Origin of the sequence: Ottowia sp. oral taxon 894 (assembly GCF_001262075.1) — a bacterium.
Classification (GTDB): domain Bacteria; phylum Pseudomonadota; class Gammaproteobacteria; order Burkholderiales; family Burkholderiaceae_C; genus Ottowia; species Ottowia massiliensis.
In genome coordinates, this window is sequence record NZ_CP012073.1 from 1,976,463 (window position 1) to 1,990,531 (window position 14,069).

The window sequence follows — 14,069 nt, forward strand, 5'->3', positions numbered from 1 at the left end:
ACACGAAAGGGCAGAAACCATGAAGCTGGCGACCATCCACAGCGAACTCAATCCGTGGGATGCGCGCATCGTGTGCAACCTGCTGCGCAGCGAAGGCATGGCGGCCACGCTGCTGGGCGAGCACCACGCCACGGCCGACCTGCTGGTTTCGCCCGCGCTGGGCGGCGTGCGCGTGCAAGTGCCCGCCGAGCAGGCCGAAGCCGCCCGCGCCCTTGTCGCCCGCTGGCAAAGCGGCGAATTCGGGCGCGCGCTGGAAGATCAAATGAAGGACGAAGCGCCGTGAACGCGCCGCAAGCCGCTCCGAAAGGAAAAAGAGCCATGCCCGCTCGCCAAGCCCTCCGCAAGGCCCGCCTGCTGGCCATGCTGGCGCTGACGGCTGCCAGCGCCCTGGCGCAGCCAGCGGCATCGCCCCAGGGCGCTTGCACGCCCGAAACCTGCACCCTGCAAGACTTCGAGGCGGCCCGCGCCGTCACCGAAACGCTGTATGGCGACGTGCTCACCGCGCTGGCCGCCCATGAGCGCCCGGCCCTGCGCAACGACCAGAACCAGTGGCGGCGCGCCGCCCGCCAGCACTGCAACCGGCTGGCCCCGCTGCGCGGCGAGGCCGGGGCCCCGGGCAACAGCCGCCACCACGCCTGCATGATCCAGCAGCACATGGAGCGCCGCCAGGCGCTGCGCCACTGGCTGATGAATGGCTACATCGTTGATTGAGCGCGAAACCGCCGCCCGCCTGCGCCGTCCAGCCGGGCCGGACGGCAGGCGCACAAGATCAGAAAAAGGAGCAAATTTGAGCCTGCCAAAAACGGCGCCTGCGCCCTTTCCACTAGGACATCATGCTATTGATACAGGAGCGAAAATGCCCCCCATCCATGCAGCCGTTGCCAAGCAAGAAAGCGGGCCGCTGCAAACGGCCAGCGGCGGCAATCCGGCGCTCGATCCACGGCCTCCAGCATGGCCATGCGCCTGGCGGCAGACAAAAAAAGCCTTGCGATGGGCAATGCAATGGGCAAAAAAAAGCCTTGCGGTTTTTGCCGCAAGGCTTCATGTGTGGTGCCCAGGAGAGGACTCGAACCTCCACGGAGTTACCCGCTAGTACCTGAAACTAGTGCGTCTACCAATTCCGCCACCTGGGCGTTTCAGGGAAAGCGCGAATTCTACAGCATAAAAATGAAAACAGACAAAACACGCATGAAAAATGAACTGGAAGGCTCTGTGCAGGGCCACCGCGACGGCCACGGCTTCGTGCTGCGCGACGATGGCGGCCCTGACCTGTACCTGCCGCCCGCGCAAATGCGCGCCGTGCTGCACGGCGACCGCGTGCGCGCCGCCGTGACGCAGTTTGACCGCAAGGGCCGCGCCGAAGGGCGGGTGCTGTCCATCATCAGCCGCCCGCCGCGCCCGCTCATCGCCCGCCTCGTGCGCGAAAGCGGCGTGTGGCTGGCCCGGCCGGAAGACCGCCGCTACGGGCAAGACGTGCTGCTTGAAAAACGCGGCATGGGCCGCGCGCGCGAAGGGCAAATCGCCGTCATCGCCTTCACGGGCGAGCCGGCGCTGCATGCCCAGCCCACGGGCCGCGTGACCGAAGTGCTGGGCGACGCGGACGACGCGGGCATGGAAATCGAAATTGCCGTGCGCAAATTCGGCGTGCCGCACGAGTTCTCCCCCGCCGCGCTGGCGCAGGCCCAGGCGCTGCCAGACGCCGTGCAGCCCGCCGAGCGCAAAGGCCGCATTGATTTGACCGATGTGCCCTTTGTGACCATCGACGGCGAAGACGCCCGCGACTTTGACGACGCTGTCTATTGCCAGCCCGCCGTGGCGTCAGGCCGTGGCAAGCGGCCCAATGGCTGGCGGCTGCTCGTGGCCATTGCCGACGTGAGCCACTACGTGACCAACGGCGACGCGCTCGACGCGGACGCCTTCGAGCGCGCCACCAGCGTTTATTTCCCGCGCCGCGTCATCCCCATGCTGCCGGAAAAACTCAGCAACGGCCTGTGCTCGCTCAACCCGCAGGTGGACCGCCTCGCGCTCGTGTGCGACATGCTGATTGACCGGCAAGGCGCCATCACCGCCTACCAGTTCTACCCCGCCGTCATCCACAGCCACGCGCGCCTGACCTACACGCAGGCCGCCGCCTGGCTCGCAGGCGAGACCGGCGGCGCCACGCCCGGGCAGCAAGCCCTGCTGCCCCAGCTGCAAAACCTCGCCAGCGCTTACCGCGCACTGCTGGCCGCCCGCCACGCGCGCGGCGCGGTGGAGCTGGACAGCGTTGAAACCCAAATCGTCTGCGACGAAGCGGGTCGCATCACGCAAATCCTGCCGCGCGAGCGCAACGACGCGCACCGCCTGATTGAAGAAGCCATGCTCGCCGCCAACGTCTGCGCCGCCGACTTCATGCTCGAAGGCAAGCGCGAGGGCCTTTTCCGCGTGCACGACGCGCCCCCGCCCGACAAGCTCGCCACCTTGCGCAGCTACCTGGCCGCCCTGGGCGTGCGCGCCGCCGTGCCTGATGAGCCGCAGCCTGCCGACATCCAGCGCATCGCCGAACAAGTCGCCGCCCGGCCCGACGCCGCCCAAATCCACGCCGTGCTCCTGCGCTCCATGAGCCAGGCCCTCTACACCCCCGCCAACAGCGGCCACTTCGGCCTAGCCTACCCCGCCTACACGCACTTCACCAGCCCCATCCGCCGCTACCCTGATTTGCTGGTGCACCGCGTCATCAAAGCCATGCTCGCGGGCCGCAAATACGCCCTGCCCAAGCTGCCCGCGTTTGGCGAAGCGCATGAAAAACTCCGCCAGCGCCTGCAAAAAAACGCCCGCCCGGCCAGCGCGGCGGAAAACCTCCCGCGCAAAACCGCCAAGGCCCATCAGGCCTGGGAAGCGGCCGGACTGCATTGCAGCGCGTGCGAGCGCCGCGCCGACGAAGCCAGCCGCGACGTGCAAGCCTGGCTCAAATGCCAATACATGCAGCAGCACCTGGGCGAAGTGTTTGAAGGCACGGTCAGCGCCGTCACCAGCTTTGGCCTTTTCGTCACCCTGAAAGACCTTTACGTGGAAGGGCTGATTCACGTCTCGGAACTGGCTGGCGACTACTACCGCTTTGACGAAGCCCGGCAAGAGCTGCGCGGCGAGCGCAGCGGCACGCGCTACACCCTGGGCCAGCCGCTGCGCGTGCAAGTCGCCCGCGTCGATCTGGACGGCCGCCGCATCGACTTTTGCCTGCCTGCCGCCAGCGCAGACGGGCCGCCCGCGCCCGCTGACGCGCCCGCCGGCCGCAAAACCGCCCGCCCCGCCGCCGCCAAGACAGACCGCAAGCCCAGGGCCGCAAAAGCGGCCAAAGCGGCTAAAGCGGCCAGAGCCGCCAAGCCCCGGGCCGCCCGTTCTTCCGCACGCTCCTCATCAGGCAGGCGCTGAATCCGGCCTGGCGGGCCACCGGGAGTGCTCTGGCGCGTTTATTCCTGAACCCATGAAACGGATAGCAGGCATTCTGTTTAACTGCTTCCGTCAAAGTAATGCCAACCCGCTTTCAATCTGCACAACCTTTTCCATGCCAGGAGTATAAAGTGTCATTTACCACGATTATTTATGCCCACCCATACGATGAAAGTTTCAATCACGGCATTTTGCAGCGTGTGCGGCAGCTACTGGATGGAAAAGGAGAAAAATATCAGCTGATTGATTTGTATGCGGACGGTTTCAACCCCGCCTACACTAAAGAGGAACTTGCCTTGTTTAACCAGGGGAAAGCCTTGGATCCGCTCGTTTTGCGTTATCAGGAAATCTTGAAAACAACCAGCCGCCTGATTTTCATCTTTCCTGTCTGGTGGGCGGATATGCCGGCCATTGTCAAAGGATTTGAAGACAAGGTTTTTCTCAAAACATTGGCTTACGTTCCCACCGCCACAGGCTTGAAAGGCAATCTGACTCACATCAAGGAAGCGCTGGTCATCAGCACATCCACCGCCCCCACATGGTATCTGAAATGGTTTTGCGGCAACGGTATTGGCAAAGCGATGCTGGGCCACACCCTGAAAGGCATTGGTATTGCCAAACGCCAATGGCTCAACTTCGGCAATATGGACAAATCCACCGCCGAACAGCGGAAGGCATTCTTGGAAGATTTAAGCCGAAGCGTTTGATTTTCGAGTGGCTTGAAACAGGTAAAAGGCTGCCTGAAAACTGAAACCAGCCCGCAGCACGGGCAAAGCCGCCTGATTTCCATCCCCAAGGTTTACAGGCTGCTTTTGATATGCCGCTCACCTTATTACAAATGTGCCCGGCAATTAGTCAAATAGCACTCCGCCTGCGGTTTTCATTGCATCGTTTCAGATGAATGCAAGCAGCCGCGCTGCGCTGAAGCATTCGTTGGTCCTGCAGAAATGGAAGTGAACGCAGCCCAAGCACGCGCCCTCGAAGGAATCGCCTTCGCGGAAAAACGCCTTGATTGGTGCGTTTCGAGCAGATGAAGTCATGTGTTTTTTGCTGTGCTGCCGGTTGCCTGTGCCGTGGCGTTCCGTTGGGCTGGCACGATGGCGACCATTGCTGATGATCGGCTTGTCCGTGCCCACACCTGCGGTGAACACTTTGTGTCAAGATACTTTTTTTACTGCCCACGGCTCGCCCGGCCACCAGTCAAGCGTCAGCCAGACCACCGCGTCCATCCGCAGCCATTTTTTTCAATTCAACATCTTTGTCGTAGCCCTCTTTGACTACCGAACCTCTCCCTGAAGGCTGGCTTGAGATTGAGGCCCTTGACATGGACGCGCAAGGCATCGCCCGCCGCCCCGACGGCAAAGTCGTCTTCGTCGAAGGCGCGCTGCCCGGCGAAATCGTCTCTGCCAACGTGCACCGCAAGAAAAACAACTGGGAAGCCGCCAGCTTGCTGGCCGTGCACCGCGAAAGCAGCCAGCGCGTGCGCCCCGGCTGCCCGCACTTTGGCCTGCACGCGGGCGCGTGCGGCGGCTGCAAGATGCAGCATCTGGACGCCGCCGCGCAAGTGGCCGTCAAGCAGCGCGTGCTGGAAGACAACCTCTGGCGGCTGGGCAAAGTGCGCCCGGCCAACGTGCTGGCGCCCATCCACGGCCCCGCCTGGGGCTACCGCTGGCGCGCGCGCCTGTCGGTGCGGCATGTGGTGAAAAAAGGCGAAGTGCTCATCGGCTTTCATGAGCGCAAAAGCCGCTACATCGCCGACATGCGCTCTTGCGCCATCTTGCCGCCGCATGTGAGCGGCTGGCTGCTGCCGCTGCGCCAGCTCATCGCCGGCATGCACGCGCGCGACACCTGCCCGCAAATCGAAGTGGCCTGCGGCGATGGCGTCACGGCCCTGGTGCTGCGCCATCTGGAGCCTTTGAGCGAGGCCGACCTGGCGCGCCTGCGCGCCTTCGCCCGCGAGCAGGGCCGCCAGCATCCCATCCAGTGGTGGCTCCAGCCCAAGGGGCCGGACAGCGCGCACCGGCTCGATGAAGACGGCGAAGGCGGTGAAAGCGCCCCGCCGCTGGCCTACAGCCTGCCCGAATTCGGCATCACCATGCCCTTTCGCCCCACCGACTTCACGCAAGTCAATCCGCACATCAACCGCGTGCTCGTCAGCTGCGCGCTGCGCCTGCTGGACGCGCAGCGCGGCGAGCGCGTGATCGACTGGTTCTGCGGCCTGGGCAACTTCACCCTGCCGCTGGCCACGCGCGCGGGCGAAGTGCTGGGCATTGAAGGCAGCCCCGCCCTGGTGGCCCGCGCCCGCCAGAACCTGCAAGCCAACCAGCGCCCCGGCCTGGCGCCCGTGAGCTTTGCCGCCCGCAACCTGTTCGAGATGACGCCCGGACAACTCATGGCCGACGGCCAGGCCGAGCGCTGGCTGATCGACCCGCCGCGTGAAGGCGCTTTTGCCCTGGCCAAATCGCTGGCCGCCATTCATCAGGCGCGGCTGGGCGCAGCGGCAACAGCGGAAGCAGCAGCGGAAAACGCATCCGAAACAGCAGGCGAAAGCAGCGAAGCGCCGCCGCCCGTTTCAGCCCAAACCCTGGCGGCTTTTGCCAGCTGGCAGCCGCCGCGCCGCATCGTTTACGTCAGCTGCAACCCCGCCACCCTCGCCCGCGATGCGGGCCTGCTCGTGCACCAGGCGGGCTACCGTTGCCGCGCCGCTGGCGTGGTGAACATGTTCCCCCACACCGCCCACGTGGAAAGCGTGGCCGTGTTCGAGCGGGCGGCGTAAAGCGCAGCGGCGAGGGGGCTGAAAGAGCAGGGCAAGGGGCGAGCAGGTTTTTTGCTCCTTTATCAATAGCATGAGGTCCTAGTGAATACTGCGCAGGGCCTATTTTTCGGTCTATAAAATTTGCTTCTGTTTTTGATGCCTTCTGGCGCGTCCGGGCCGTCCGGAAACCTGCCTCATGACTGCTTCCGCCACGCCCTTGCCCCCCTTGCGAACCTACATGGTTGGCGGCGCCGTGCGCGACCGTCTGCTGGGCCTGCCCGTGCACGACCGCGACTGGGTGGTGGTGGGCGCCACGCCCGAAGACATGGCCGCGCGCGGCTTTGTGCCCGTGGGCAAGGACTTTCCCGTTTTCCTGCACCCGCAAACGCACGAGGAATACGCCCTGGCGCGCACCGAGCGCAAAAGCGCTCCCGGCTACCGGGGCTTTGCCGTGCAGGCCAGCCCCGCCGTCACGCTGGAAGAAGACCTGGCGCGGCGCGACCTGACCATCAACGCCATTGCCGCCCCCGCGAACTGGGCAGGCGATGAGGCCGCGCTCATCGACCCCTTTGGCGGCCTGCGCGACTTGCGCGCGGGCGTGCTGCGGCATGTGACCGATGCCTTCCGTGAAGACCCCGTGCGCATCCTGCGCCTGGCGCGCTTTGCCGCGCGCTTTCACGCCTTTTCCATTGCTCCTGAAACGCAGGCCCTGCTGCGCAGCATGGTGCAAGCAGGCGAAGCCGCCCATCTGGTGCCCGAGCGCGTGTGGCAAGAGCTGGCGCGCGGCCTGATGCAGCCGCGCCCCTCGCGCATGCTGCATGTGCTGCACGGCTGCGGCGCGCTGGCCGCCGCCCTGCCCGAACTGGCCGCGTCATACATCACCCACGGCCCGCGCCTGGAGCGCGCGCTGGACGAAGCCGCGCGGCTGAACGCCCCCTTGCCCGCGCGCTACGCCTGCCTGACGGCGGACATCGCCCCCGCCGCGCTTGCCAGCTTGCACGAACGCCTGCGCCCGCCCGCCGATTGCCAGGCGCTGGCCGACCTGCTGACCCGCCAGCGCCCGGCCATAGAAGCCAGCGCCGCGCTGCCTGCCGCCGCCCTGGTTGATCTGCTGCAAGCGGGCGATGCGCTGCGCCGCCCCGCCCGCTTTGAACAGGCCCTGCTGGCCTGCGAATGCGTAGCCCGCGCGGAGCAGGGCGGAAAAGAGGCGGGCTGCAAGCCCGGCGGGCCAGCCCCCTCCGCCGCGCCCTGGCCGCCCCGCCAGCGCCTGCTGGCCGCGCTGGCTGCCGCGCAGAGCGTGGACGCCGCCGCCATCGCCCGCCAGGCCGCCGCCAGCGGAGCCAGGGGCGCGCAGATTGGCCAGGCGCTGCGGGCGGCGCGCGTGCAGGCCGTGCAAACGCTGGCTGGTCTGGGCTGAAGCGGGCTGCCGGGCGCAGAGGCTCTGGTCATTGGCCAGCTGGCGGGCCGGAAACCAAAAAAAAGAGCAAATCTAAGGGGGCAAAAAATGGCTCTTGCGCCCTTTTCACTAGGACATCATGCTATGGATAGAGGAGCTGAAAATCCTTCCCGCATGGGCATTGACAGGCGCGTGGCCGAAAAAAAGCGCCGCGAGAAGCGGCGCTTGTGCGGTGGGCCAAGAGCGCGTCAGTGCAGATGGCGCGGCCTGCGCCCGCCGCCGTGGCCGCCCGCGTTGCCTGAACCGCCTGGGCTGCCGGAGCCGCCACGGGGGCGGCTCATGTCCAGCGAGCTGGTCAGGTCGTTGAAACGGTTGGCAAAGAGCTGGTCAATGGCATGCACCACGCCGCCCAGCTCGGCGCTGTCGAAATGGCGCTCCATCAGGCGCACCACGTCTTCCACGAGCAAGTCGCGCTGCACCTGCATGATGGCCTGCGGCGTGGGGCCGATGAACAGCAGCACGAAGTCATCGCGCGCCTCGCGGCCTTCGTCTTCGTCGTCTTCATCGAAATCCACGTCGTAGAACGAGACTTCGATAGGCGCGCCGTACTCGGCCAGGTCATTGAGGTTCATGCACAGGTCATCGAGCTGCTGGCGGAAGTCTTCGCCGCCTTCCACCGTCCAGCACATTTGCAAGGTGCGCGTGATGGTGTCGTAGCGGATGCCTGGCTCTTCCTCGTACAGGCTGGCTGCGCCGCCAGCCAGCGAGCGCGCGCCCGCGTACTGCCACAGGGGCTTGAGCGCCTCTTCAATGGCCTCCAGGCGGGTGCCGGGGCGCAGTTTCACATCGCCATGCACATGGATTTCAAAGGCATTGTCATTGGCGCTCATGGCGTTTTCCTTGGTTTGTGAAGGCGGTCGGGCCGGGCAGGCCCGCAGCGCGAAAGATTATGCCCGTGGGGGCTTGGCGCCTGTTCACGGCCCGTCCGTGGGTGCAAAAGGGCGGACTTGGACGGACACGGCCAGCCTCTGAACGGTTTTTTACTTGAGCAGGCGGCGGCGGTGCACGGCCAAATGCACGCCCAGCAGCAGCACGAACACGCCGCCCAGCGCCGCGTGCCCGCGCTTGGCCCCCGTGGCGGCCAGCGCCAGCGAAGCGCCCAGCGTGAGCAGCATGCCGCGCTTGGCCCAGCGGTTGATGACATTGCGCGCGGGTGCGTGATGCGGGTGTGGCGCTGGCGGCGCGGCGGGCACGCTCAGATGGGCCGCCCGCGCGGCGCTGGCGGCTGCGCGGCGGTTTTGCCGGGGCTGGCGCGGTGCAGGGCTGGACGGGCGGGCCGCAGCGCCTGCGTCATCGTTGGCGGCGGGCTGCAAGGCGGCTTGCACGGCGGCGGCCAGCAAGGCTTCGGCCTGCGGCTGCGGCAGCGTGGCCGCGTCGTAATGCAGCAGCAGGCTGCCCACGCGGGCATTGGTTTGCACGCGGATCACGCCCGGCTGCGCCTGCAAGGCGCTGCGCGCCTGGGCCAGCGCCCGCGCTTGCCGCAGCACCGGCCCGCGCAAGCGCACGCGCCCCGGCAGAGCCGAGGCCACGAGTGAATTCATGGAGAACTTTCAGGAAAAAAGGCGCGGATTGTAGGAATGGCCGCTCATTTGTGCTGGCGTGGCGCGCCTTGCCCGCGCTGGCGGCGCGCTTGCCGGGAAAGGAGGCTATTTGCTCCTTGAACAATAGCGCGATGTCCCCGTGGAAATTGCGCCAAAGCCGTTTTTCAGGCGCTGGATTTGCTCCTGAATCAAAAGCGAAACAGGAGCAGAAAGCCGGATAGGCGCGCCTTATCCGGCCAGCGCGGCCTTGACGGCGGCGGAGACGGCGGCCATGTCGGCCTTGCCCGCCAGGCGCGCTTTGGCTGCGCCCATCACTTTGCCCATGCCGGCGGGGCCGCTGGCGCCCACTTCAGCCACCAGCGCCTTGACGGCGGCGGCCACTTCTTCGGCGGACAGGCGCGCGGGCAGATAGGCTTGCAGCACGGCCAGTTCGGCGGTTTCCTTGTCGGCCAGGTCCTGGCGGCCCGCCTGGGTGAAGGCGGCGATGCTGTCCTTGCGCTGCTTGGCGAGCTTGTCCACGATGGCGGCGACGGCCGCGTCATCCAGCGTCACGCGCTCATCCACTTCCTTTTGCTTGATGGCCGCTTGCAGCAGGCGTATGGCGCCCAGGCGCGCGCTGTCCTTGGCGCGCATGGCGGCTTTCATGTCTTCAGTGATGCGTTCCTTGAGGGTCATTTTTCACTTTCGGCTTGTGGCGCGGGGCCAATGAAAAAAGGCTCGCTGAGCGTCCCCGGCGAGCCTTTTGAAAACGTGCGTGTGAGCCGTGCGTTCAGTACAGCTTTTTGGGCAGCTGCATGCTGCGCACGCGCTTGTAGTGGCGCTTGACGGCAGCGGCCTTCTTGCGCTTGCGCTCGGCGGTGGGCTTTTCATAGAACTCGCGGGCGCGCAGTTCGGTCAGCAGACCCAGCTTTTCGATGGTGCGCTTGAAGCGGCGCAGGGCCACGTCAAACGGCTCGTTTTCTTTCACACGGATGGTGGTCATTTAAATGAAGGTTTTCCATGAATGTGCGGCCAGCGGGCACGGGCCAGATCAGCTCCCGCGCCATGCGCCGCAAAAGTCGCCCCGCTTTCAGAAACTAGTATGTGGCCGCGGGGCTTTTGCCAGCAAAGCCGCGCATTATAGCCAGCCACGCCTCATTCAGAAACGTCAGGAGCAGGCGCCGCCTGCTGCGGCTTGCGCGGCGGCTTGGGGCGGGGCGGCTTGCTGGTGTGAATGATCTGCGTGGCCTGCGCCATTTCGCTCGCCGCCAGCAAAGGGAAGGCTTGGGCGGCGCGGTCCATGGCTTGTTCGATGCCGATGCGTTCATCCAGCGGCGGCTTGCGCAGCACCCAGGCCGCCACTTCCGCCTTGTGGCCGGGATGGCCAATGCCCAGGCGCAGCCGCCAGTAATCGCCGCTGCCCAGTTGCGCATGAATGTCGCGCAGGCCGTTGTGCCCGGCGTGGCCGCCGCCTTGCTTGAGTTTGGCCTCGCCCGCAGGCAGATCCAGCTCGTCGTGCGCCACCAGAATTTCCTGCGGCGCGATTTTGTAAAAACGCGCCAGCGCCGCCACGGCCTTGCCGGAGAGGTTCATGAACGTCTGCGGCTTGAGCAGCCAGACGGATTGCCCTTGCACGCTGGCGCGCGCCGCGTGGCCGTGAAAGGCGCGCTCGGGCGCCAGCGTTGCGCCCAGCTGGCGGGCGATCTGGTCAATCCACCAGAAACCCGCGTTGTGGCGCGTGTCGGCATATTCAGGCCCGGGGTTGCCCAGGCCAACAAAGAGTTTGATCATGGGCGGCGATTATTGTGGAAGCGCTGCTCTTGCAGCGGCGTATTTTCCTGGCCGGTTCCAGTCAGGATGGAGCCGGCCATGAGGTTTGAAATCTTCCGGCAGCATGTCTTGATTTCAGGCGCAGCCAAATTGAATGGGGCGATGGCGAGATTGAAATATATCTGGTGATTTTCTAAGGCCAGAAAGACGATTTGTCCGCCATGACGCGTGGCGCCTGATCTGGATAAATGCCTATTTATGTTGAGAAGAAAATTGGAAAAACCGTTTTTATTGCCCGGAGCCATTGAATGAACTAAATGGCGGTCGAATGATCAGGAAGGGCCGGTAAAAGGCTGATAAAAGTCTGTTGGAAAGCGGTTGAGCCGCGCGGCGCATGCACCATGCCGTTTTCGCGCAGATTACAGAGGCAGGGCAATTTCATTTGCCGCAGAAAGGGCGCGAGCGGATTTTCCGAAGGCGGATCAGGGTTTTCCTTAATGATGAATGAATATTCTGGTCGATATTCCGTGTATAATGCCCCGGACATTTTTCCCTGACCGAAGGCGCTGCGCGTCTTCACCTCTTTGCATGGCCCCGCAACAGGGTCATCACCCTTCGCCAGGGGCCGCGCGCCCCTGATTTCCCTTCAGCGAAAGGGCGCCGCGCCTGCCGGGCGCGGGCCGCTTTTTCGCGCCGGGCGCGGTTCATTGAGGGCTTGTCGAACCAGGGAATGGGCAATGGGTCTTTGGCCTTGCGCCTTTCGGCATCCCCTGGTCGGCCGCGCCGCCGACGACAAGGAGTGCGCCTCATGGCCAAGCAAATCCGCGTCGAGCATGTTTTCAAGGTGTTCGGCAACCATCCCCAGCAGGCGCTTGCGCTGGCGCGCGAAGGCGCGGGCAAGCAGCAGATTCTGGAAAAAACGGGGCAGTCCATTGGTGTGTTTGACGCCGATTTCACCATCGAGGCGGGCGAGCTGTTCGTCATCATGGGGCTGTCGGGTTCGGGCAAATCCACGCTGGTGCGCATGCTCAACGGGCTGATTGAACCGACGGCCGGGCGCGTGGTGATTGAGGGGCAGGACATCAACGCGCTGCCTGCCGCCGCCTTGCGCGCGCTGCGGCGCAAGGACATCAGCATGGTGTTCCAGTCGTTTGCGCTGATGCCGCACATGACGGTGCTGGACAACACGGCGTTTGGCCTGGAGCTGGCGGGCGTGCCGCGCGATGAGCGCCAGCGGCAGGCCGCGCAGGCGCTGGAGCAGGTGGGCCTGGGCGGCTGGGGCGCCCAATACCCGGACGAGCTTTCGGGCGGCATGCAGCAGCGCGTGGGGCTGGCGCGGGCGCTGGCGTCTGACCCGGCCATCTTGCTGATGGACGAGGCGTTTTCGGCGCTGGACCCCATCATCCGCGCTGAAATGCAGGGCGAGCTGCTGCGTTTGCAGCAGCTGCGGCGGCGCACCATCGTTTTCATTTCGCACGATTTGCAGGAGGCCATGCGCATTGGCGACCGCATCGCCATCATGCGCGACGGGCAGGTGGTGCAAATCGGCACGCCGGACGAAATCCTGCGCGCGCCAGCCAATGCCTTTGTGCGCGACTTCGTGCGCGGCGTGGACGCCTCGGCGGTGTTCAAGGCGGCGGACATTGCCCGCAAGCCGGCGGTGGTTTACGTCTCGCATCACGCCGATCGCGGCTGCCGGCCCGTGCTGGCGCTGCTGCAGGAGTCAGACCGCAGCCATGCCTACATCGTCAATTCGCGCCAGCAGTTTGAAGGCGTGGTGTCGCAAGACGCGCTGCGCGCCGCGCTGCACGGCCACACCGGCCCGCTGGGCTTGCAGCACGCCATGCTGGCGGATGTGCCGCTGATCGAGGCGGGCGCGCCCGTGGCCGATCTGGTGGGCCAGGTGGCGCAAGCGCCGTATGCCGTGCCCGTGGTGGGCGAAGCCGGGCGCTTTCTGGGCGCCATCAGCAAGAGCACGCTGCTGAAGTTTCTGGACCCGGGCACGCCGCCGCTGCCGCCGCAAGCCCCTCCCGCCAACGCCGACACGCAAAGGAGCGCCGCATGAGCGATACCCCTCTGAAACTGGATGCCGCCCCCCTTGCCAACGCCACTGGAGACGACCCCTGGCAGGCCGCCGCTTCCGCAGCCCCTGCCGACTGGCTGGACGATGCCTCCGATGCAGTGGAAGCCGCCGCTGGCGCCGGCCCTGCCGCTGCGCACGGCGCGGCCGACGCGCTGGCGGGCCATGCCGATGCGATCGAGGCCGCCATCAACCAGGGGCTGGGCTGGTTCGTGGAGCAGTTCCGCCCCTTCTTTCAGGCTGTGCGCGCGCCCATTGACGGCACGCTCGGCGGCGTAGAGCGCCTGCTGACCGGCACGCCCATGCCCGTGATGGCGGCCCTGCTGGGGCTGCTGGCCTGGCAGTTCGCAGGGCGCGCCACGGCCCTCGGGGCCGTGCTCTCGCTGGCCGTGGTGGCGGCGCTGGGCGTGTGGGAGCAGGCCATGGTCACGCTGGCGCTGGTGCTCACCTCGCTGCTGTTTTGCATCGTCATCGGGCTGCCGCTGGGCATCGCGCTGGCCGCCAGCGACCGCGCGCAGCGCCTCATCCGCCCGCTACTGGACGCCATGCAGACCACGCCCGCCTTCGTTTATCTGGTGCCCGTGGTCATGCTCTTTGGCATTGGCAACGTGCCGGGCGTCATCGTCACCATCGTGTTCGCGCTGCCGCCGCTGGTGCGGCTGACCAACCTGGGCATCCGCCAGGTGCGGCCCGACCTGATCGAGGCCGCCCACGCCTACGGCGCCTCGCCCATGCAGATGCTGCTGAAAGTGCAGCTGCCGCTGGCGCTGCCTTCCATCATGGCGGGCATCAACCAGGCGCTCATGCTCAGCCTGTCGATGGTGGTCATCGCCTCCATGATCGCCGTGGGCGGCCTGGGGCAAATGGTGCTGCGCGGCATCGGCCGGCTGGACATGGGGCTGGCCGCCGTGGGCGGCCTGGGCATCGTGCTGCTGGCCATCACGCTGGACCGCATCACCCAGGGCATGGGCCAGCCCCGCCGGGGCGTGCGCCACTGGTGGCAAAGCGGCCCGGCGGGGCTGATTGCGCGGCTGTTCCAGCGCTGACTGCCCGCTTGGA

Annotated in this window: 16 protein-coding genes and 1 tRNA gene; 8 read left to right on the forward strand and 9 right to left on the reverse strand. The window is 65.9% G+C overall.

Annotation, left to right across the window (positions count from 1 at the left end; translation table 11 throughout):
- Positions 1–19: 19 nt before the first annotated feature.
- Together ADJ79_RS08595 and ADJ79_RS08600 are read left to right on the forward strand one after the other, a co-directional pair.
- Positions 20–283, forward strand: coding sequence for a putative signal transducing protein (locus ADJ79_RS08595; RefSeq protein ID WP_050715607.1), 264 nt, complete (start codon positions 20–22; stop codon positions 281–283).
- 35 nt (positions 284–318) lie between these two features.
- Positions 319–711: a lysozyme inhibitor LprI family protein gene (locus ADJ79_RS08600; protein WP_050715608.1), complete on the forward strand. Its 393-nt coding sequence runs from the start codon at positions 319–321 to the stop codon at positions 709–711.
- Between the two features lie 337 nt (positions 712–1,048).
- Here the strand turns inward: ADJ79_RS08600 and ADJ79_RS08605 are convergent.
- Positions 1,049–1,133, reverse strand: a tRNA-Leu gene (locus ADJ79_RS08605).
- Positions 1,134–1,167: 34 nt separating this feature from the next.
- Between ADJ79_RS08605 and rnr the strand changes: the two genes are divergently transcribed.
- Both rnr and ADJ79_RS08615 read left to right on the forward strand, forming a co-directional pair.
- Positions 1,168–3,411 carry a ribonuclease R gene (gene rnr, locus ADJ79_RS08610; protein ID WP_050715609.1) on the forward strand — a complete coding sequence of 748 codons (2,244 nt, stop codon included), beginning with the start codon at positions 1,168–1,170 and terminating at the stop codon, positions 3,409–3,411.
- Between the two features lie 149 nt (positions 3,412–3,560).
- Positions 3,561–4,136 carry an NAD(P)H-dependent oxidoreductase gene (locus ADJ79_RS08615; RefSeq protein ID WP_050715610.1) on the forward strand — a complete coding sequence of 192 codons (576 nt, stop codon included), beginning with the start codon at positions 3,561–3,563 and terminating at the stop codon, positions 4,134–4,136.
- Positions 4,137–4,322: 186 nt separating this feature from the next.
- Here the strand turns inward: ADJ79_RS08615 and ADJ79_RS14295 are convergent, their stop codons facing one another.
- Positions 4,323–4,580 carry a hypothetical protein gene (locus tag ADJ79_RS14295; protein ID WP_156304104.1) on the reverse strand — a complete coding sequence of 86 codons (258 nt, stop codon included), beginning with the start codon at positions 4,578–4,580 and terminating at the stop codon, positions 4,323–4,325.
- A gap of 122 nt (positions 4,581–4,702) precedes the next feature.
- Here ADJ79_RS14295 and rlmD point away from each other — a divergent pair, with 122 nt between their 5' ends.
- Positions 4,703–6,205, forward strand: coding sequence for a 23S rRNA (uracil(1939)-C(5))-methyltransferase RlmD (rlmD, locus tag ADJ79_RS08620; protein ID WP_050715611.1), 1,503 nt, complete (start codon positions 4,703–4,705; stop codon positions 6,203–6,205).
- A 205-nt stretch (positions 6,206–6,410) separates the two neighbouring features.
- Entirely contained in the window at positions 6,411–7,601 is a 1,191-nt protein-coding gene (locus ADJ79_RS08625; protein WP_050716526.1) for a phosphatase, read from the forward strand.
- 227 nt (positions 7,602–7,828) lie between these two features.
- Here the strand turns inward: ADJ79_RS08625 and ADJ79_RS08630 are convergent, their stop codons facing one another.
- The 7 genes from ADJ79_RS08630 to ADJ79_RS14305 form a co-directional block, all read right to left on the reverse strand.
- On the reverse strand, positions 7,829–8,470 hold the full coding sequence (locus tag ADJ79_RS08630) for a DUF6806 family protein (protein ID WP_050715612.1): 642 nt from the start codon (positions 8,468–8,470) through the stop codon (positions 7,829–7,831).
- A gap of 150 nt (positions 8,471–8,620) precedes the next feature.
- Complete coding sequence (locus ADJ79_RS08635; RefSeq protein WP_050715613.1) at positions 8,621–9,181, reverse strand: HMA2 domain-containing protein; 561 nt, start codon at positions 9,179–9,181, stop codon at positions 8,621–8,623.
- A 228-nt stretch (positions 9,182–9,409) separates the two neighbouring features.
- Positions 9,410–9,856, reverse strand: coding sequence for a GatB/YqeY domain-containing protein (locus ADJ79_RS08640; protein WP_050715614.1), 447 nt, complete (start codon positions 9,854–9,856; stop codon positions 9,410–9,412).
- A 94-nt stretch (positions 9,857–9,950) separates the two neighbouring features.
- Positions 9,951–10,163: a 30S ribosomal protein S21 gene (gene rpsU, locus ADJ79_RS08645; RefSeq protein WP_012346814.1), complete on the reverse strand. Its 213-nt coding sequence runs from the start codon at positions 10,161–10,163 to the stop codon at positions 9,951–9,953.
- Between the two features lie 152 nt (positions 10,164–10,315).
- Positions 10,316–10,951 carry an aminoacyl-tRNA hydrolase gene (gene pth / locus ADJ79_RS08650; RefSeq protein WP_050715615.1) on the reverse strand — a complete coding sequence of 212 codons (636 nt, stop codon included), beginning with the start codon at positions 10,949–10,951 and terminating at the stop codon, positions 10,316–10,318.
- A complete protein-coding gene (locus tag ADJ79_RS14300) occupies positions 10,948–11,235 on the reverse strand; it encodes a hypothetical protein (protein WP_156304105.1) in 288 nt (95 codons plus the stop codon). The genes pth and ADJ79_RS14300 overlap by 4 nt, the downstream gene beginning before the upstream one ends.
- A gap of 8 nt (positions 11,236–11,243) precedes the next feature.
- Entirely contained in the window at positions 11,244–11,510 is a 267-nt protein-coding gene (locus ADJ79_RS14305) for a hypothetical protein (RefSeq protein ID WP_156304106.1), read from the reverse strand.
- Positions 11,511–11,738: 228 nt separating this feature from the next.
- Here ADJ79_RS14305 and proV point away from each other — a divergent pair, with 228 nt between their 5' ends.
- Entirely contained in the window at positions 11,739–12,995 is a 1,257-nt protein-coding gene (gene proV, locus ADJ79_RS08655) for a glycine betaine/L-proline ABC transporter ATP-binding protein ProV (protein WP_050716527.1), read from the forward strand.
- Positions 12,992–14,056: a glycine betaine/L-proline ABC transporter permease ProW gene (gene proW / locus ADJ79_RS08660; protein WP_050715616.1), complete on the forward strand. Its 1,065-nt coding sequence runs from the start codon at positions 12,992–12,994 to the stop codon at positions 14,054–14,056. The genes proV and proW overlap by 4 nt, the downstream gene beginning before the upstream one ends.
- The last annotated feature ends 13 nt before the right edge of the window (positions 14,057–14,069 follow it).

What these genes read in the sequence shown, in the direction of transcription:
- ADJ79_RS08630 (WP_050715612.1), bottom strand. Translation starts at nt 8,470, where the DNA reads ATGAGCGCCAATGACAATGCCTTTGAAATCCATGTGCATGGCGATGTG.
- ADJ79_RS14300 (WP_156304105.1), bottom strand. Translation starts at nt 11,235, where the DNA reads ATGGCTCCGGGCAATAAAAACGGTTTTTCCAATTTTCTTCTCAACATA.
- ADJ79_RS08635 (WP_050715613.1), bottom strand. Translation starts at nt 9,181, where the DNA reads ATGAATTCACTCGTGGCCTCGGCTCTGCCGGGGCGCGTGCGCTTGCGC.
- proV (WP_050716527.1), top strand. Translation starts at nt 11,739, where the DNA reads ATGGCCAAGCAAATCCGCGTCGAGCATGTTTTCAAGGTGTTCGGCAAC.
- ADJ79_RS08600 (WP_050715608.1), top strand. Translation starts at nt 319, where the DNA reads ATGCCCGCTCGCCAAGCCCTCCGCAAGGCCCGCCTGCTGGCCATGCTG.
- ADJ79_RS08595 (WP_050715607.1), top strand. Translation starts at nt 20, where the DNA reads ATGAAGCTGGCGACCATCCACAGCGAACTCAATCCGTGGGATGCGCGC.
- rpsU (WP_012346814.1), bottom strand. Translation starts at nt 10,163, where the DNA reads ATGACCACCATCCGTGTGAAAGAAAACGAGCCGTTTGACGTGGCCCTG.
- pth (WP_050715615.1), bottom strand. Translation starts at nt 10,951, where the DNA reads ATGATCAAACTCTTTGTTGGCCTGGGCAACCCCGGGCCTGAATATGCC.
- rnr (WP_050715609.1), top strand. Translation starts at nt 1,168, where the DNA reads ATGAAAACAGACAAAACACGCATGAAAAATGAACTGGAAGGCTCTGTG.
- proW (WP_050715616.1), top strand. Translation starts at nt 12,992, where the DNA reads ATGAGCGATACCCCTCTGAAACTGGATGCCGCCCCCCTTGCCAACGCC.
- ADJ79_RS08640 (WP_050715614.1), bottom strand. Translation starts at nt 9,856, where the DNA reads ATGACCCTCAAGGAACGCATCACTGAAGACATGAAAGCCGCCATGCGC.